Source organism: Bradyrhizobium sp. USDA 4501 (assembly GCF_054062115.1).
In genome coordinates this window covers 8,955,631-8,970,940 of the sequence record NZ_JBSSEX010000001.1, presented here as the reverse complement: position 1 = coordinate 8,970,940, position 15,310 = coordinate 8,955,631, and the positions used below count along the sequence as shown (strand labels likewise).

The following is a 15,310-nucleotide window of genomic DNA, read 5'->3' as shown; positions in this document are numbered from 1 at the left end:
TGCAGTCTATCCTAACCGGTTATAAATGGTCAGCCCGTCAGTTGCGGCGGCAATAGCTGTGCGCTCATCTTTCTGCATGGCGGTTTTCGACAGCCAGAATCCTTGGCACAAGCCTGGCCGCCAGATATCGCGAGGCGCGCGGCGACAGATGCAGGAAGTCGGCCGATACCAGGTCGTTTGCGCTGGTCCCGACCCTCGTCAGACATCCGTCCGCGTTGCAGAGCTCGTCATAGGGCGACAGATATTCGATCCCGAGATCGGCGGCGATCTGCCCAATCCTGTCGTCGGTCTGCTTGGTCGATCGCACATCGTGGCTGCGTTCCGGGATCAATGTATGATGGCGCAGGAAATATTGCACCGTCAGATGGGGCACCGTGTCGGTCCAGACGGGGACAGGGCCGACCAGGATGACACGGGCGGCGCCGGCCTGTCTGAGGGCGACAATCGTCGGGCGGAGATCGTCGGCGGTGGGTTCTTTGCTCCACGCCAGGTGCAGAAGCACGACATCGGGGTGCGAGCGGGCAACCGCAGCAACGATGTGGCGATTGGTTTGAACACAAAACGGAATGGTCTCGGCCTGCGCGGTGAAGAGTGGCGGGCAGGAATTGACGGTGAAATGGGCTAACCCGAATTGATCGCCCTGGACTTGCCGCAGCCCGGCGGCAAGCATGCCGGCGGTCGAATCGCCCCATACGAAAACAAGCGGGCGCTTGCTGGCGTCAACGCAACTCGGATCAAACGCGGGATCGGCGGAAGCGGAGATATGACATTCGCCGTATCTCAGGAAGTCCCTGGATACGGTCATGGCGCCGGCTTCGCGAACGATCGCCGGAAGCCGAAAGGCAAAGCCGTCGACGATCGCCAATGCTCCCCCCGATGCAACGGCCACCATCGATGCCGCAAGGACCGGCGCCACCCGCCACTGCCCGAACCTGATTGGGCGCTCGACGTAGCGATAGGTTGCCCAGGCCAGAATGAAGCTGGCCCCCAACGGCCAGCCCGTTCTCGGCCAAAGTCAGGGGACGACCTTTGAAGCTCGCCGCAAAAACCAGGATCGGCCAATGCCAGAGGTAGAGCGGATAGCTGATCAGCCCGATCGCGACCGCGGTACGGGTCGAGAGAAATCGATTGCGACCTGACATGATGAGGGCGGCGGCAGCGGCGACCGGCGCCACCGCTGCGATCCCGGGGTAGGTCATGGAGGGCGAATAGAACGCGGTTACCGAGGCGATCACCGCGAGCGCGAACCATCCGAGAAGGTCGCGCGCCGCGGAGAATCCGTTGGGCAGGCAGACGGCCACCAATGCTCCGGCCGCGAGCTCCCACGCCCGCGTGAACGGCTGGTAGAATGCGGCTTCAGGGTTGGTTCGAACGACCAGGATATTTGCGACAAGGGATGCGATGAAGATCAGGGCAAGGGGAGCGGCGGCGGCGATCCGCCATCGCATCAGCGCCCACAGCAGCAAAGGCCAGACAAGATAGAACTGTTCCTCGATGCCGAGCGACCAGAGATGGAGCAGCGGCTTCGTTTGCGCGGCCGCATCGAAATAGCCACCCTCCGAATAGAACAGCAGGTTTGCCGAGAAACCCGCGCCTGCCGCAATCTCCTTTCCAAGGGCCACCAACTCGCTCGGCATCAGAAGTTGCCATCCGGCGATGAAGGCGGCGATCAAGACGACGATCAGGGCAGGAAAAATCCTGCGAATGCGACGCGCATAGAACGTCGCAAGGCTGAAGCTCCCGTTCTGAATGTCGCCATAGATGATCCCGGTGATCAGGTAGCCGGAAATGACGAAGAAGATGTCGACCCCGACGAAACCCCCGGGAACATATTGCGGAAACGCGTGGCCGAGCACGACCAACGAGACGGCAACGGCCCGCAGGCCGTCGATATCCGGCCGATAATTCTTGTAGTTGTGCCCCATCGTCCTCTCGCGCCTGGTCTGTGCCTCTCCCTGAACCCGCCGAGGTTGTTTTGCAAGGGGAGCGGTGCCGGCCGGGGCGCTAGCTTTGACCGGGAGCGGACGGAAAGCCCTCCGAGGCGGTCCGCATCCGGTTGCGGCCGAGGAAGTAGACGGCGGTGGTCGCGATGAGCAGCGCCAGTCCGATCAGGATCGAGGTGAAGCCGATCGGGACCAGGATGAACGACGCATTGCGCTCAGGATTGACGTACCAATGATGCAGCGAGGTGAGCAGGAAGGAGACGCCGGCAAAGCCGGCGCCGCCACCGATCAGCAGCAGCGCCCACATCCGCCGCAGCTGGCTGAGCCGCTCGCGCGCAACGTCGGTGCGCGGCGCATGATGCTTGCCGAGGCGTCGCACCAGGCGGATTGCAAAGCCGATCGAGGAGAAGCCGATCAGCACGCTGGCCGAGCCGAGCAGCAGCCGCGTGGTCGAGCCGAGATCGGGGATGCGCTGGAGCGCGAGCAGCGGAAAATCGAACGCCGCGTGCAGCGCGACCGGCGCGACCAGCACCAGCGCCCAATTCGTCATGCGCGCCCAGTCGCGGTGACCCCGGTAAGCGCCGAGCGCGCCACCGGAGCGCGCGATCGCAAGATAGGCGCCGGCGATGATGCCGAGCGCGCCGTGGAACGGCACCGTGAGCACGCTGCGCAATGCCGCGAGCGCGCGCCACATGTCCTTGTGCTGGACCAGATAGGCGAGGTTCTCATAGGCGGCAAATCCAAGTCCGGCGGCCGCGCCATAGACCACCGTATCCATCGGATCGGCGAAGGCGCGGCGCCGCGTCGAGATGACGACGATGACGAGCACCTTGACGATCTCCTCCGGTGCCGCGACTCCGAAAGCTGCACGCACCGCCTGCGTCGCCCAGGGATTGTCGGGAATGGCAAGCAGCGCATTGAACGGAATTCGCGCCAAGCCGAGCAGGGAGATGCTGGCCGCGCCGAGCACGAAGGCGAGCCACACCTGAACCGGCGGTCCGGGGCGCTCGTCAGCGGCGATGACCAGCCACAACACCAGCAATGCGGGGGCAATGGCGGCGGCGCCGATGACGGTTGGAAGCGACTCAAGCAACAACATGAGCCGGACGGGCCCCTTTAATGGCACCAAAGCGATGCGTGCCGAAGAAATGGCAGCAAGTTCAGCGGATTGCAAATCGGTCTGATGCCGTTCTCGTGACCAATATGCCACGGTGCCTTACGAAAGCGGGTTGGAAAGTGCCGTTGCGGACCTTGATCAGCTAAGGGCCGAGGGCGGCTCCCGGACAGGTTCCTGCCAAGCGCCAGGTCCATGGCGTTCCAGGCGCAGGAGCACCGACGATTCCGGGATCGCGGCCTGTGGGTCCGATCAGCTTCGGCACCGCGTCCCCGTCGTTGGGCTATAATGCCGTGGGCAAGGCGACTGATCCGGTAAAAGCCAGAGATGCTTTCGATTGATTTTGCTGTGATCGTTCTTGCCGTGATTGCGCTGTTTGCGGCGTTTGTAAATGGCGCGCTTGGTTACGGGTTTTCCTCGCTCACGGTGCCAGTCGCACTCGTCTTCTACACCAACCGCGTCCTCAATCCCGCGGTGGTCATCGTCGAAGTCTTCGTCAATCTGTATGTCCTGTGCATCAATCTGAGCGGCGTTCCGGCCGTGTGGCGGCGCGTGCTGCCTATTCTCATCGGCATGCTGCCCGGCATCGCGGTCGGAGCCTTTGCGCTGACGTCGCTTCAGCCCGGCTGGACCAAGTTCGCCACCTACTCGATCATTCTGCCGCTCATTCTGCTGCAGGCGGCCGGTTGGCGGAGGCCGATCCAGTCGAAATGGCTGGTCGGTTTGCCTTTCGGAACGATGCTCGGGATCTTGTACTCGGTCACGACCATTTCGGGCCCGCCGCTGGCGATCCTCTTCAACAATCAGGGCCTCGTCAAAGATGAGTTTCGGGCCGGTCTCGCACTGGTTCGGGTGACGGAGTCCAGCCTGACTGCAATCGCGTATTACAAGCTCGGTCTGTTCATCGACGAGAGCCGGAGCATCCTGTTTGTGCTCGTTCCCTGCGTTGTCCTCGGCATACCGCTCGGTGCCTGGCTGATCCGGCGGCTGGACGCCGAGACGTTTCGCCGGATCTGCATGAGCTTTGATGCGTGGGTCGTGGGATTCGGCCTGTCGCGCGTATTGATCGAAGTGAAGCTGATGGAAAGCCCGTGGGCCTACAGCGTCATGGCCGGCACGATCCTGATCGACATCTGCTTGCTGTACGTTTTCTTCACCGCGAGGAGAAGCACCGTGCAGGACTCGCACGCGTTGGCTTCGCTGAAGTCGGGCAACCGGGGCGGTCCGACCTGAAGGCGATCTAACCTGCGAGCAGGCGCCGGCAGGTTTCGACAAAGACCTCGGCACCCGTGACGATATCGGCGTCGTCGGTGTTCTCGCTCCAGTGATGGCTGATGCCGCCGATCGACGGCACGAACAGCATCGCCGCCGGCATGATGGTGGCGAGGACCTGGGCGTCATGGCCGGCGCCGCTCGGCATGCGGATCGATTTGCCGCCGGCGCAGGCTGCGCTCGCGGCTTCGATCGCATCCTGGAATGCAGGCGTCATCATCGCGGGCACCCCGGTGCGGATGCGCTCAACCGTCACACCGCAACGGCCCTGAGCGGTGGCCTCGGCCGCCAGGCGATGCAGCTGTTGTTCGAGGCGGCCGATCACTTCGGGATTGTCGTCGCGAATCTGGAATAGCATCTCGGCGCCGCCTGGAATGATGCTCGGTGCGCCTGGGTCCAGCGTGATGCGGCCGGTCGTCCACACCGTGCGCGGTCCCGACAGGGCAGGGAAGCTGTCGTCGATCGCGACGCAGAACCGCGCCAGCCCGAGGCCGGCGTCCTTGCGCACCGCCATCCGCGTGGTGCCGGCGTGGTTCTGCTCGCCGGTGAACGTGATGCGGTACTGCCAGATGCCGACGATCGAGGTGACGACGCCGATCTTGAGTCCGCTACTCTCCAGCGTGTCGCCTTGCTCGATATGCGCTTCGAGATAGCCGATATGGCGGCCGGCCTCGGCATTAAGGCGCGGGCGGCCGGCGAAGCCTGCGTCGCGCAATGCATCGCGCATGGTGCGATCGCTGGAGCGGTCGCGGGCTGCGTCGATGTCGGCTTCGGTCACCGCGCTGACAAACGACCGGCTGCCGAGGAAACTGCCGAAATGTCCTTCCTCGTCGCACCACGCGGCGACCTCGACCGCGCCGTTCGCGTCCGGGTCGGTATTGATGACGCGCGCCGCCTCGAGCGCGTAGATCACGCCGAGCGGCCCATCGAGCCAGCCCGCATGGTTCTGGCTCTCCAGGTGCGAGCCGGCGAGCAGTTTTGGCCCCGCCTTCGCGCTGGAGCCGAGCACATTGCCGATGCCGTCGATCGTTGCGGTGAGATTGGCGTCCGGCAAACGCGTCGCGAGCCAGTCGAGCGAGCGCAGATGCGGTTCCGAGAATGTCGGCTTGTGCACGCCGGTCTTGTAGGCGCCGATCGCGCGCAGCGCGTTGAGATCGGCGAGCACGCGCTTGCCGTCGAAGCGACCGTTGATGCCTGGCATGATTGGACTCCGGATTGCCGTCTTGATTTTACGTCTTGATGTGCGCCTTGGCGCCTCAATCCCGTCTTGATGCCGACGCGGTTGGATGCGACGGAACAATCAGGGCAAACGATTTCTTAGCGGTTCTGCTCTTAGGTCGCAGTACGAATAGCGTGAGAGTGTGATCATGTCTGCATTCCGGAACTGGGCTCGCAAGGCCGCTGTGCTGTTTCTTCCGATCGCTGTCGGCGCCTGCACGCAGGTCTCGCAGCAATACAGCATGACCACGCCCCCGCCGGGGACAGGTCCGCTGGCCTGGGACGGTGCCGGACAGGACCCCAATCTTCCGCAGCCGCGGCGTCATGCGCGGAATGCGTCGCCCGCGGTGGCGGAGACATCGCCTGCGCAACTGTCGGAAGCGGATGCCGACGACCGGCTGGCGCGCAAGCTCGTGATCTGCAGCACCTGCATCAAGCGGACGCCTGTGGCGGCGCAGCCGAATAATCGTCAGGACGTCGCCAGCAATCACTAGCGGCTGGCGCTGAGCGCTGTTGCCGGGCATCGAGCCGGCTCGCAGGCCTTAGTTAGGCCACGATATCGGTCGATGCGCAGGCCCATGTCGATCCGAAGAGTCATTGTTCCCGTCGTCGTCGTCGCGCTTGCCGCCGCAATCCTGATTCACGTCGGGGGCTCGCGGGCGCATGCGCATGTGCCGACGCATTGCGGCTTCTGGACCTCGATCGAGGCCGGATTGTCCTGCAGGTGATGTCCTTCCGGTGATCCCAGCGGCAACCCGGGAAAAGCGTTCTGAACGCTTGCCCGCCCGGCCAATCGCCACTATACGTTCGCCCGTCGCGGCTTGAGGGCTGTGGCCGGTCCGGCGCATCTCACGTCTAACGTATTGATTTGCCGGGAGTTTTGCTCCCTTCGTCTATCGGTTAGGACGCCACCCTTTCACGGTGGAGAGAGCGGTTCGATTCCGCTAGGGAGCGCCATTACTGCCAGACTGGAAATCCAGCCAACTCAACGCATTGTGCTCGGACGGACGCTCTCGCCGCGCCGTCTCGGCCGTTGTGCACGGGTCGGCGGATCGCTGCAATCCGCAGCTGTTTCGCAACCCTTTGGTAAGTTAGCGGCGATACGGCTTGGCCCCGGGAATGATGTGATGGCTCCAGGGACCAGGAAGCGCGAAACGCGCAAATCGCTGCGGCAATCCGGCTGGATCACGCTCGACGGCGGATTCGCCGCGCGGCCCTGCGTGGTCGAGGACATGTCCTCGTCGGGCGCCAAGATCACGGTCCAGGATAACAACACGCTGCCGGCAAAGCTGCGGCTGGCGTTCTCGCGCGACGCCCGCACCGGGCGCGCCTGCGAAGTGGTGTGGCGCGAAGGCAGGACGTTCGGCGTCAAGTTCGTGCGGTAGAGCATGATCCGGAAAAGTGGATCCGGTTTTCCGAACAGATCATGCTCAAGAAAAGAGCTAGCTCATGCTGCGACCCTTCCTGATCGCACCATGAGCTAGCCTCGTCCGGCGGCGTGGGATAAAAGGCCGGATGCGCAAGATCTGCATTGCCATCATCGCCGTCCTGCTTCCCGCCGCCGCGTTCGCCCAGCAGGGCGACCGCCGCAATTTCCAGACGCCCGCTGACGCCGGCAAAACCTTGCCGTCGAAATCCGCGACGCGGAGTAATCCATGCGCATCGTACGGACCCGGCTTCGTCAAGGTGGAAGGCTCCGACACCTGCGTGAAGCTCGGTGGTGCCGTCAGCGTCGGTGGCGGGATGTCCAGCGGCGGGCGTTGAGCGGCTTGCCGCCCGCGCTCACGACATCGGCGGCGCGATGAAGCGCACGAAGGCCGGCCGCCCCGCGATCTCACCGAACCAGCGTTCGAGATGGGGCAGCTTCGGCTTGGTGACGCCCTCGACGCCGAGCCAGCGCCGCGCAAAGGCGCCGAGCGCGATGTCGGCGATCGTGAACTGATCGCCCTCGATGAAGCGGCGCCTTGCAAGCTGCGCCTCGACGACGCGCCACACCACGCCCTCGGCGTCCTTCTGGATCTGGACCATATCGCGCTTCTCCGGCGGCGTGCGCACCAGCCCCCAGAACACCGGCCGGTCGACCGGCTGCAGCGTCGACAGCGTCCAGTCGAGCCAGCGGTCGACGGCGGCGCGCGCCTTCGGCGCTTGCGGATAGAGCGGCGCGCCATGACCATAGGCCATGCAGAGATAGCGCATCACCGAATTGGATTCCCACAGCACATAGTCGCCGTCGACCAGCGTCGGGACGCGGCCATTCGGATTCATCGCGAGATAGTCGGGCTGATCGTTCTTGCCGAACTGCATGCCGGCATCGATGCGCTGATAGGGGAGGTCGAGCTCGGCGAGACACCAGAGCACCTTCTGCACGTTGACCGAGTTGGCCCGACCCCAGATCGTCAGTTGCGGCTTACTGTCCATTACGCGTTTCTTCCCGCTGTTGTGCTTTGCGCGCGTTCATAGCTGAAGCGTCGGGGAAAAGCGCGGGGTGAATTGTACCGAGAGCAAAAAAAGGCTCCGCCGCATAGCGGCAGAGCCTTGTTGATAGCGATGCATCAAGACGCCGTCAGTGACCGAACAACAACCACAACACGATGATCACCGGGATCGGCACACCCAACAGCCAAAGCAAAATTCCTCTTCCCATCGTTGCCTCCTCGCATGCTTGTGAGGGAGCAACGTCAACGATCGTGTCGCGTTCCTCGCGATCGCTCGGCGCTTCAGCAAGGGCGAAACGCCGACAGGAACGTAGGTGCGGGCGCGGTGTTTACCAATGGCCGGTGTTCGGCATCGATGCCCACGGCTCGGCCGGGGCTTTCGGCTCGCCCTTTTGCAGGATCTCGATCGAGTGCAGGTCGGGCGAACGCACGAACGCCATGTTGCCGTCGCGCGGCGGACGATTGATGGTGACGCCCATCTTCATCAGCTTCTCGCAGGTCGCGTAGATGTCGTCGACCTCGTAGGCGAGATGGCCGAAATGGCGGTCCTCGCCATACTTCTCCTCATCCCAATTGTAGGTCAGCTCGACCAGCGGGGCGCCGCGGGTCTGCGGCAGGGACTTGAGCAGATGGAGGTCTTCCTCCGCACAGAGAAACACCAGCGTGAAGCGGCCCTTCTCATTGTCGATGCGGCGCACTTCCTTCAGCCCCAGCGCGTCCTGATAGAATTTCATCGCGACATCAAGATTGCGGACGCGCAGCATGGTGTGCAGATAGCGCATTTTCTTATCCTCCTGCAGATTCAGAGATTTTGTTTGGGCTCGGGCGAGACGGGGCAAGGAATAGCAGCAAAACGCGACGCGGGGCAGGGGTTAGCGCGAGTTTTGCCGATCGCATTTCGCCTTTGCATGCTCACGCCTTCGCGAGCGTTGGCTCCGGTTGCGCCGCGCGATCACGCGGCCGGATATGGACGGGACGTGCCGCGACACGCTTGCGCAGCAGCGGATGCAAGAAAGCCCCGCCCAGCGAAATTTCTGGGACGGGGCTTGTGGTCGAGCCTTGGAGGCGCGGCCTCTATCGCACCGATTGCCGATCACGGCCAATCAAGGACGCGCGAGGTTGGACGGCCTCTAAAGCGCAAACCCCGCGAGTGGGCTCGCGAGGTCTGATGCCGATCGGCCTTGGGGAGATCGTGCCGGCAACCGGCATAGAATGTCGCTGCGCGCGGAAGGTTCCTGGGTCCGGAAAATAGAAAGCCCCGCAGGCTGGATGCGGGGCTTTCCCAGCTGACGGACTGGGGATCTCTCAGGGCGTGAGCCGTCAACTGTTGGACACCAAACTTAAGGTTGAATTTGTAAAATGCAACAGCGCCGCGTAGACGGAGTATGTTCGTCCCACAGCGCTGCGCCGGATGCTGGGCCCTGAAATCCCCCAGCGCCCTTTATGTCTTCGCGGCGCGCGAAAGGTTCAAAAGAAAGACCCCGCGAGGGGGATTCGCGGGGCCTTCCAAAGCCGACAGGGCGGTGAGCTGTCGGCACCACGCGCGATGTGCATGTCGTTTCGGCCGGCTGGTTCCTCCAATTGGCTGACCGGCGTCAGGAACGTCCGGGTTTCCAATCGGGCTGCGGCTCGTATTCATCGACCCGCTCGACGCGATGTCCGGCAGGATCTGGCCACCCAGTTCGTCTGCGACCGGAACATCCTCGACAAGACCGTCGATCAGCGCCGCCTCCCAAACTTCCTTCTCCGTCGCGAACGATCTTCCGAGCTGAGTCTTGCCGCGGAACAGGGCGTACATGGGCGCCTCCACAAAACAAAACCCCGCCAGTTACCGAAGTAAGCTGACGGGGCTTGTTGAGCTGATATTTCCGGTGGATTTCTCCCTCGTTGTACCGCTCGCCAAAATAACGGCGGAACGAGAGACTCGTTCCTTCCTTTTTTTGATGGTCGCGTCTTTTTTTCAAGGTCGTTTTTTAAGGTCGCAGCTTCCCGGACGTTCCGTCGTGGGAACCTACTTTTTTGCGTCGTCCCTTTTTGCCGCGCCCTTTGCCGTGTTCTTCATCTCGGATTTGTTGGCCCGCTTCACATCCATCCCCGTGGTGTCCATCGCGCCGCTCTGAGTGGCTCCGTTGGTGTTTTCAGGCCGTTCCATGCCGCTCTGCGGCGCTGGACCAATATCCTGGGCAAAGGCCCCGCCGCATATCAGGGTGAAGACGGTGACCGCGATCAGCTTGCACATGGGTGCCTCCTGGCGTCACCAGGATGACCCGTGCGCAGTCGAGAGGTTCCTGTCGGCTACTGCCGCTCTCACACCTTGATGTCGAGGATGGTCTCGACCGCTTCACGGTCGGCCTGGTTCTTCGCGGCGAAGACATCCAGCACATCCTCATTGATGATGCGCGGCTGCTCCTTCGCCGTCTGGTCGACGACGAGCTGCACTCTGGCTTGCGTCACTTCGACAGGTACGGGGTATACGAGCATGGCTCTCTCCCTCCGGAGGATCGAACCTTGTCAGGGGTTTCTTAACGATTTGTAAGCGCCCGGGGAGCTGCCTTTTTGCGCCGATTCGGAGGGCCGGGCGGTATCGGCCTCGCACGCCGGCCGGATTGGAGCCATACTGCGGGCCGCCAGGACCGGGCGGCGCGATCGATGAAGAACGGGCTCTATTCGATCCACATCCACATGACCGACGGCGTGAGGGGCCGCGACAGCGGCATCCTGATCCTGCGCGACGGTCTCTTGATCGGGGGCGGGCCATATTTCTGGTCAATCGGGGCCTATACGGCCGGCGAGGGCACCTGGAAGGGACATCTCAGCACCAACCAGCATTCGCCCTTCGCGGACCCGTTCACCCGTCCGCTGTTCGCCGGACAGGAAGTGACGAGCGGGTTCTCCGGCACATTCAGCGGCGACGAGGCTGAGGTGTTCGGAACCGTGCTGGTTGGAACCCGCAGCCTGGGTTTCCGGGCCACCCTGAAATGGCTCGCCGATGCCTGAATGCGCGCACGCGGCGCGAGGCTGTGGACAAGCGCGCAGCAAGATGCGTATTTCGTTGGATAATTGGACCCGCTGGCGTTGTGGATTTGCTGCGGACAAGCAGGGGATATCGCTGTGAATCCCGCTGCGGCCGCCGATCGGGAGATCCGGACGAGGCGTTACCCGGCCACCGCTAACCCTACCTGGTTAGGTTAAGAGCAGCATCGTGTTGTCTCCACCTGCGATTGCGATTGGGATGGCTGCGGGTGACAGCCATGATGCCATCGTTCCACAGTGCTGATCGACCGACCCACCGGCGCGTGATGGTGGTGGGGCTGCTGTTCTGCTCGGCTTTTGTCGTGATCAGCTTCTGGCTGCGGCCGCAGCCGGAGAGCGGCAAAGTGCTGGTGAAGTCGGACCGGTTGGTCCGGACCGCGGGAGAGGCCCGGAAGGCAAACTGAAGACGGCAAGCCGGGGGAGCGGCAAGCCGAGACGCGCCGCCGACGCTCAGTCGGGCAGCTTCCCATTCGGATGCTTGTGATACATCGCGATGCCGATGAAGCCGGCAAAGCCCATCACGTTAAGCAGCAGTTCCATCCATGCCGGCATTGATGCCAACCTCGTTCACCGCCAAGCTAATCTCTGAGGTTGTATTTTTGTTCCAGCGCTAACCGATGGTAGCTTTGCGCTATCGTATGGCTGGCACGTTTCGAGCGATCCGATCGGAACGGAAAACGCTCGAGGGAACCGGAACTGCGTTTGCGGCAACCATCGCACGGCGGCACTGGCAATAGCCATAAGCCCGGAGCACGCCGCTCGGGGCTTTCTCACTTGCGCCTCATGGCGCCCGGACCATGAACGCGGTCGCCTGGCAAGGACATCAAGCGGTCTTGCGTCAAGCGGTCTTGCGTTGAAATCCACTCCAGGCATTGCCGAGCGTGTTGTCGTAATATTCCTGGCGATCGCGCTCGAACTTCTGCTGCGTCGCCCTGAAGCTGGCAACGCGTGCGACGATCTCCTCGCGCTCGCGCGCGACGCGGTCTTCCTGATCGGTCATGCCCATCCTCCTGGCCGTGGTCCTGTCCCGGGCGCATTGGCGTCGGCGAATTGGGCGTCAATGCGGAGCAGCCAGTGCAGGAATGTGATGATGCTGAGGCGCTGGAAGAGCGACCAAGCGGAGGCGCCGACGCAGCTGATCGCAAGCCGATCGATCAAGACACGCCGCTCGCAGCCGATCGCTCGCGCAACGGTTGAGCTCGCAATCGGTCGGGCCGTGCTATAGTCGCTGCGGCCAACCGGATTGTTTTTAGTGATCGCAAAAGACTTGCGCAGCGGCGTCGAGCAGCTCGGCAACATGATTGCGGAGGCGTCGTCCATCGTGCCCTTCACCGGGGCGGGCATCTCCACCGAGTGCGGCATTCCCGATTTCCGCTCGCCCGGCGGGTTGTGGACCCGCAACCGACCAATTCCGTTCGACGAGTTCGTCGCCAGCCAGGACGCGCGCGACGAGTCCTGGCGGCGCCGCTTTGCGATGGAACAGACGTTTGCGGCGGCCAAACCCGGTCGTGGGCATCGCGCGCTTGCGTCGCTCTACCGGGCCGGCAAGGTTCCCGGCATCATCACGCAAAACATCGACAATCTGCATCAGGCGTCGGGCTTCAAGGCCGACGACGTGATCGAGCTGCACGGCAACACGACCTATGGCCGCTGCATCGGCTGCGGCAAGGACTACGAGCTGTCGTGGGTGAAGCAGCAGTTCGACAAGACGGGCAGCGCCCCCGACTGCGCGGACTGCGGCGATCCGGTGAAGACCGCGACGATCTCGTTCGGGCAATCGATGCCCGAGGATGCGATGCGCCGCGCGGCGGAACTCTCCCGGCACTGCGACCTGTTTCTGGCGATCGGATCATCGCTTGTGGTGTGGCCCGCCGCAGGCTTTCCGATGATGGCGAAGGAGAGCGGTGCGCGGCTCGTGATCATCAACAACGAGCCGACCGATCAGGACGACATCGCCGATCTGGTGATCCGCCACGACATCGGCGACACGCTTGGTCCTTTCGTAGGCAATTGATGCCTGATTGATTCGCGGCTCTGCAAGTCTGTTCATAGTTCCCGCAAGAATCGTTTTTTAGCTATGCCCCGCAAGCGGGAGTGTTATCTTTTGGTTGAGAGATTCGCGCCGCGTCCAAATCAGTCCGAGTGAGTTGGTCATGGAGAGCAGCGTGTACAGGGTGCGCCGCAACGACGGCGATCTGCATTTGATGTGTGGGGTCCGGGGTCATGGGGTCGGACGGATTTGAGTCCAAGAAGCTCGGCGGACCGCCGATGGGCGGAGTTGGGCAAAGCAGGATTGGTCAAGGCGAGTATGGAAGCGCGCCACGCGATCCGGCGATGGATGCTTTCTCAGGCCTCGGCGACGCAGCGGCCAACCTCGTCGAAGTTTCCGGCGTCATCAAATGGTTCGACGCCTCGAAGGGATACGGCTTCATTGTCCCCGACAATGGCTGGCCCGACATCCTGCTGCACGTGACCGTGCTGCGGCGCGACGGTTATCAGACCGCCTATGAAGGCGCGCGGCTGGTCGTCGAATGCGTGCAGCGCGCGAAGGGCTACCAGGCTTTCCGCATCGTCTCGATGGACGAATCGACGGCAATCCATCCGGCGCAGATGCTGCCGCCGCGCACCCATGTCACGGTGACGGCAACAAGCGGGCTCGAGCGCGCGCAGGTCAAGTGGTTCAACCGGCTGCGCGGCTTCGGCTTCGTGACTTGCGGCGAGGGCACGCCCGACATCTTCGTGCATATGGAGACGCTGCGCCGCTTCGGCATGACCGAACTGCGCCCCGGCCAGTACGTGCTGGTGCGGTTTGGGCCCGGCTCCAAGGGCATGATGGCCGCCGAGATCCACCCGGAGACCGGTCCGTCGGCGCTGTCCTCGCACTGATCCGGGTCTGATCCTCCCTGACGGAAACGTGAGCCGCCGGCGAGCATTCTCGGCTCTGGCATTTGCCGCAATCGTCGGGTTAGGGTCCGCCGGAAAATCTTCCCCGGTGTGAGTATTTGTCGATGAATTTCGTTCGCATTGTTGGGCGCCATCGTTCGTGGCTGATGGCCTGCCTCGTGATCATGTTCGGTGCGCTGCTGGCTCCGGCCGCGCAGGCTGCCAGCGTCCAGCCGCTCGAGATCGTCACCAAATCGGGCGTGCACGTCTTCTCGGTCGAAATGGCAACCACAGAGCAGGAGAAGGAGACCGGCCTGATGTACCGGAAGGAGCTCGCGGACGGCAAAGGCATGCTGTTCGACTTCTCACCGGAGCAGGAAGTGTCGATGTGGATGAAGAACACCTACATCTCGCTCGACATGATCTTCATCCGCGCCGACGGGCGCATCCTGCGGATCGCGGAAAACACCGAGCCGCTCTCGACCCGGATCATTCCGTCGCGCGGGCTCGCCAAGGGCGTGCTCGAGGTGATTGCCGGGACCGCGCAGAAATACGGCATCCAGCCCGGCGACCGGGTTGCCCATCCGCTGTTCGGCGGCCGTTAGCAGCCGGTTTCGACGCGATTTCCGGGCGGAAACCGATGCCGGATTCGCCGCACGAAGCCCCGCACCGGTGCCTTGCTGGCGCTGGCTGAAGCGTGTATCCACGGGGCTTCTCGGAAATGTCGGGGTATAGCGCAGCCTGGTAGCGCGGCAGTTTTGGGTACTGCAGGTCGTTGGTTCGAATCCAGCTGCCCCGACCATCCCAATCAAAGACTTAACAGAGACGCTCCGTCGGTAGATGAGGCGGACGCGATGTTTATGGTCGGCGCGTGCTCGGCACTCGCGCCTGACCTGGTCCACAAATCGCGGTCAGTTGGCACCCTGAAATAGCAAGCGCGGGACCGAAGCCCCCGCGCTCCACTGCTCGCAACTTCAGCCGCCCGGGCGCTGACCAGATCAACGAGCCGGCGGGTTGTAGCGATCGAGGATCACGGTTCTTGAGCCACCCTCCGGCGGTCGCGAGATGGGGTCGTCGAATTTGTGATAGCGGTCGAACTGCTGCTGCTCATCGCGCAGATGTGGCGCTTCGGCGGACGAGTAGGCTCTATTTGCACCGTTCCAGTGATCAAATCCCGACACGACGCAACCCCGTCTTGGTTCAGATGCAGGTTGGTTAGCATCGTTGCGGGGGTATCTCTGTATCGGCGTGGCAACACCACCAGCAATCCGCGCGAAATGAGCACACGTATTGTTTCTGTGGCTCTCTGTGCGTGAACAGCGTTCCGGTACGGGTAACCAAGCTTCGGCCGAGATTGTCTCGCCTGAGGCAACAACGCCGCCTGGACGGAATATGCTCGTCCAGACGGCGCC

The 15,310-nt window shown here is 63.0% G+C and carries 20 protein-coding genes and 2 tRNA genes; 12 read left to right on the top strand and 10 right to left on the bottom strand.

Annotation, left to right across the window (positions count from 1 at the left end):
- Window positions 1–64: 64 nt before the first annotated feature.
- The 3 genes from ACVWZM_RS41960 to ACVWZM_RS41950 form a co-directional block, all read right to left on the bottom strand.
- Window positions 65–805, bottom strand: coding sequence for an SGNH hydrolase domain-containing protein (locus ACVWZM_RS41960; RefSeq protein WP_456856186.1), 741 nt, complete (start codon window positions 803–805; stop codon window positions 65–67).
- The gene (locus tag ACVWZM_RS41955) at window positions 735–1,925 is read right to left on the bottom strand and encodes an acyltransferase family protein (protein ID WP_456856184.1); all 1,191 of its coding nucleotides are present in this window, start codon (window positions 1,923–1,925) and stop codon (window positions 735–737) included. The genes ACVWZM_RS41960 and ACVWZM_RS41955 overlap by 71 nt, the downstream gene beginning before the upstream one ends.
- Window positions 1,926–2,004: 79 nt before the next feature.
- Window positions 2,005–3,042: a PrsW family glutamic-type intramembrane protease gene (locus ACVWZM_RS41950; RefSeq protein WP_028342108.1), complete on the bottom strand. Its 1,038-nt coding sequence runs from the start codon at window positions 3,040–3,042 to the stop codon at window positions 2,005–2,007.
- A gap of 342 nt (window positions 3,043–3,384) precedes the next feature.
- Between ACVWZM_RS41950 and ACVWZM_RS41945 the strand changes: the two genes are divergently transcribed.
- On the top strand, window positions 3,385–4,290 hold the full coding sequence (locus tag ACVWZM_RS41945; RefSeq protein ID WP_057018569.1) for a sulfite exporter TauE/SafE family protein: 906 nt from the start codon (window positions 3,385–3,387) through the stop codon (window positions 4,288–4,290).
- Between the two features lie 7 nt (window positions 4,291–4,297).
- On the opposite strand, the gene ACVWZM_RS41940 is transcribed toward ACVWZM_RS41945, so the two are convergent.
- Window positions 4,298–5,530 (bottom strand): hydantoinase/carbamoylase family amidase, encoded by a 1,233-nt coding sequence (locus tag ACVWZM_RS41940; RefSeq protein ID WP_456856182.1) that lies wholly within the window; start codon window positions 5,528–5,530, stop codon window positions 4,298–4,300.
- Between the two features lie 166 nt (window positions 5,531–5,696).
- On the opposite strand from ACVWZM_RS41940, the gene ACVWZM_RS41935 reads away from it, so the two are divergent.
- The 5 genes from ACVWZM_RS41935 to ACVWZM_RS41915 all read left to right on the top strand — a co-directional run bounded on the left by ACVWZM_RS41935 (window position 5,697) and on the right by ACVWZM_RS41915 (window position 7,311).
- Window positions 5,697–6,041, top strand: a complete 345-nt coding sequence (locus ACVWZM_RS41935; RefSeq protein ID WP_456856181.1) for a hypothetical protein — start codon at window positions 5,697–5,699, stop codon at window positions 6,039–6,041.
- Between the two features lie 84 nt (window positions 6,042–6,125).
- On the top strand, window positions 6,126–6,275 hold the full coding sequence (locus ACVWZM_RS41930; protein ID WP_438071396.1) for a hypothetical protein: 150 nt from the start codon (window positions 6,126–6,128) through the stop codon (window positions 6,273–6,275).
- 154 nt (window positions 6,276–6,429) lie between these two features.
- Window positions 6,430–6,504: transfer RNA gene (locus tag ACVWZM_RS41925), tRNA-Glu, on the top strand.
- Window positions 6,505–6,674: 170 nt separating this feature from the next.
- Window positions 6,675–6,932 (top strand): PilZ domain-containing protein, encoded by a 258-nt coding sequence (locus ACVWZM_RS41920; protein ID WP_018271493.1) that lies wholly within the window; start codon window positions 6,675–6,677, stop codon window positions 6,930–6,932.
- A gap of 130 nt (window positions 6,933–7,062) precedes the next feature.
- Window positions 7,063–7,311 carry a hypothetical protein gene (locus tag ACVWZM_RS41915; RefSeq protein ID WP_456856179.1) on the top strand — a complete coding sequence of 83 codons (249 nt, stop codon included), beginning with the start codon at window positions 7,063–7,065 and terminating at the stop codon, window positions 7,309–7,311.
- Between the two features lie 18 nt (window positions 7,312–7,329).
- Here ACVWZM_RS41915 and ACVWZM_RS41910 read toward each other — a convergent pair whose 3' ends face one another.
- The 5 genes from ACVWZM_RS41910 to ACVWZM_RS41890 all read right to left on the bottom strand — a co-directional run bounded on the left by ACVWZM_RS41910 (window position 7,330) and on the right by ACVWZM_RS41890 (window position 10,463).
- Window positions 7,330–7,965, bottom strand: coding sequence for a glutathione S-transferase family protein (locus tag ACVWZM_RS41910; RefSeq protein ID WP_456856178.1), 636 nt, complete (start codon window positions 7,963–7,965; stop codon window positions 7,330–7,332).
- 346 nt (window positions 7,966–8,311) lie between these two features.
- Window positions 8,312–8,764 carry a VOC family protein gene (locus tag ACVWZM_RS41905; protein ID WP_016844600.1) on the bottom strand — a complete coding sequence of 151 codons (453 nt, stop codon included), beginning with the start codon at window positions 8,762–8,764 and terminating at the stop codon, window positions 8,312–8,314.
- A gap of 659 nt (window positions 8,765–9,423) precedes the next feature.
- On the bottom strand, window positions 9,424–9,780 hold the full coding sequence (locus ACVWZM_RS41900; RefSeq protein WP_456856177.1) for a hypothetical protein: 357 nt from the start codon (window positions 9,778–9,780) through the stop codon (window positions 9,424–9,426).
- Window positions 9,781–9,993: 213 nt separating this feature from the next.
- Window positions 9,994–10,221, bottom strand: coding sequence for a hypothetical protein (locus ACVWZM_RS41895; protein ID WP_076828658.1), 228 nt, complete (start codon window positions 10,219–10,221; stop codon window positions 9,994–9,996).
- Between the two features lie 68 nt (window positions 10,222–10,289).
- Window positions 10,290–10,463 (bottom strand): hypothetical protein, encoded by a 174-nt coding sequence (locus ACVWZM_RS41890; protein ID WP_018271496.1) that lies wholly within the window; start codon window positions 10,461–10,463, stop codon window positions 10,290–10,292.
- A 75-nt stretch (window positions 10,464–10,538) separates the two neighbouring features.
- Between ACVWZM_RS41890 and ACVWZM_RS41885 the strand changes: the two genes are divergently transcribed.
- Together ACVWZM_RS41885 and ACVWZM_RS41880 are read left to right on the top strand one after the other, a co-directional pair.
- On the top strand, window positions 10,539–10,979 hold the full coding sequence (locus ACVWZM_RS41885) for a GrlR family regulatory protein (RefSeq protein ID WP_244558847.1): 441 nt from the start codon (window positions 10,539–10,541) through the stop codon (window positions 10,977–10,979).
- Window positions 10,980–11,233: 254 nt separating this feature from the next.
- A complete protein-coding gene (locus ACVWZM_RS41880) occupies window positions 11,234–11,419 on the top strand; it encodes a hypothetical protein (protein ID WP_057018561.1) in 186 nt (61 codons plus the stop codon).
- Window positions 11,420–11,853: 434 nt separating this feature from the next.
- Here ACVWZM_RS41880 and ACVWZM_RS41875 read toward each other — a convergent pair whose 3' ends face one another.
- On the bottom strand, window positions 11,854–12,015 hold the full coding sequence (locus tag ACVWZM_RS41875; RefSeq protein ID WP_162832435.1) for a hypothetical protein: 162 nt from the start codon (window positions 12,013–12,015) through the stop codon (window positions 11,854–11,856).
- Window positions 12,016–12,267: 252 nt separating this feature from the next.
- On the opposite strand from ACVWZM_RS41875, the gene ACVWZM_RS41870 reads away from it, so the two are divergent.
- The 4 genes from ACVWZM_RS41870 (at window position 12,268) to ACVWZM_RS41855 (ending at window position 14,700) form a co-directional block, all read left to right on the top strand.
- A complete protein-coding gene (locus ACVWZM_RS41870; RefSeq protein WP_076828654.1) occupies window positions 12,268–13,029 on the top strand; it encodes an SIR2 family NAD-dependent protein deacylase in 762 nt (253 codons plus the stop codon).
- Window positions 13,030–13,238: 209 nt separating this feature from the next.
- On the top strand, window positions 13,239–13,901 hold the full coding sequence (locus ACVWZM_RS41865) for a cold-shock protein (RefSeq protein WP_057018559.1): 663 nt from the start codon (window positions 13,239–13,241) through the stop codon (window positions 13,899–13,901).
- Between the two features lie 122 nt (window positions 13,902–14,023).
- Entirely contained in the window at window positions 14,024–14,503 is a 480-nt protein-coding gene (locus ACVWZM_RS41860; RefSeq protein ID WP_057018558.1) for a DUF192 domain-containing protein, read from the top strand.
- 120 nt (window positions 14,504–14,623) lie between these two features.
- Window positions 14,624–14,700, top strand: a tRNA-Pro gene (locus ACVWZM_RS41855).
- Window positions 14,701–15,310 lie beyond the last annotated feature (610 nt).

Excerpts from the sequence above, each read along its gene's own strand:
- ACVWZM_RS41865 (WP_057018559.1), top strand. The coding sequence starts at position 13,239 with ATGGGGTCGGACGGATTTGAGTCCAAGAAGCTCGGCGGACCGCCGATG.
- ACVWZM_RS41915 (WP_456856179.1), top strand. The coding sequence starts at position 7,063 with ATGCGCAAGATCTGCATTGCCATCATCGCCGTCCTGCTTCCCGCCGCC.
- ACVWZM_RS41905 (WP_016844600.1), bottom strand. The coding sequence starts at position 8,764 with ATGCGCTATCTGCACACCATGCTGCGCGTCCGCAATCTTGATGTCGCG.
- ACVWZM_RS41930 (WP_438071396.1), top strand. The coding sequence starts at position 6,126 with ATGTCGATCCGAAGAGTCATTGTTCCCGTCGTCGTCGTCGCGCTTGCC.
- ACVWZM_RS41950 (WP_028342108.1), bottom strand. The coding sequence starts at position 3,042 with ATGTTGTTGCTTGAGTCGCTTCCAACCGTCATCGGCGCCGCCGCCATT.
- ACVWZM_RS41940 (WP_456856182.1), bottom strand. The coding sequence starts at position 5,530 with ATGCCAGGCATCAACGGTCGCTTCGACGGCAAGCGCGTGCTCGCCGAT.
- ACVWZM_RS41860 (WP_057018558.1), top strand. The coding sequence starts at position 14,024 with ATGAATTTCGTTCGCATTGTTGGGCGCCATCGTTCGTGGCTGATGGCC.
- ACVWZM_RS41895 (WP_076828658.1), bottom strand. The coding sequence starts at position 10,221 with ATGTGCAAGCTGATCGCGGTCACCGTCTTCACCCTGATATGCGGCGGG.
- ACVWZM_RS41945 (WP_057018569.1), top strand. The coding sequence starts at position 3,385 with ATGCTTTCGATTGATTTTGCTGTGATCGTTCTTGCCGTGATTGCGCTG.
- ACVWZM_RS41880 (WP_057018561.1), top strand. The coding sequence starts at position 11,234 with ATGATGCCATCGTTCCACAGTGCTGATCGACCGACCCACCGGCGCGTG.
- ACVWZM_RS41875 (WP_162832435.1), bottom strand. The coding sequence starts at position 12,015 with ATGACCGATCAGGAAGACCGCGTCGCGCGCGAGCGCGAGGAGATCGTC.
- ACVWZM_RS41960 (WP_456856186.1), bottom strand. The coding sequence starts at position 805 with ATGACCGTATCCAGGGACTTCCTGAGATACGGCGAATGTCATATCTCC.
- ACVWZM_RS41900 (WP_456856177.1), bottom strand. The coding sequence starts at position 9,780 with ATGTACGCCCTGTTCCGCGGCAAGACTCAGCTCGGAAGATCGTTCGCG.
- ACVWZM_RS41910 (WP_456856178.1), bottom strand. The coding sequence starts at position 7,965 with ATGGACAGTAAGCCGCAACTGACGATCTGGGGTCGGGCCAACTCGGTC.
- ACVWZM_RS41935 (WP_456856181.1), top strand. The coding sequence starts at position 5,697 with ATGTCTGCATTCCGGAACTGGGCTCGCAAGGCCGCTGTGCTGTTTCTT.
- ACVWZM_RS41920 (WP_018271493.1), top strand. The coding sequence starts at position 6,675 with ATGGCTCCAGGGACCAGGAAGCGCGAAACGCGCAAATCGCTGCGGCAA.
- ACVWZM_RS41955 (WP_456856184.1), bottom strand. The coding sequence starts at position 1,925 with ATGGGGCACAACTACAAGAATTATCGGCCGGATATCGACGGCCTGCGG.
- ACVWZM_RS41890 (WP_018271496.1), bottom strand. The coding sequence starts at position 10,463 with ATGCTCGTATACCCCGTACCTGTCGAAGTGACGCAAGCCAGAGTGCAG.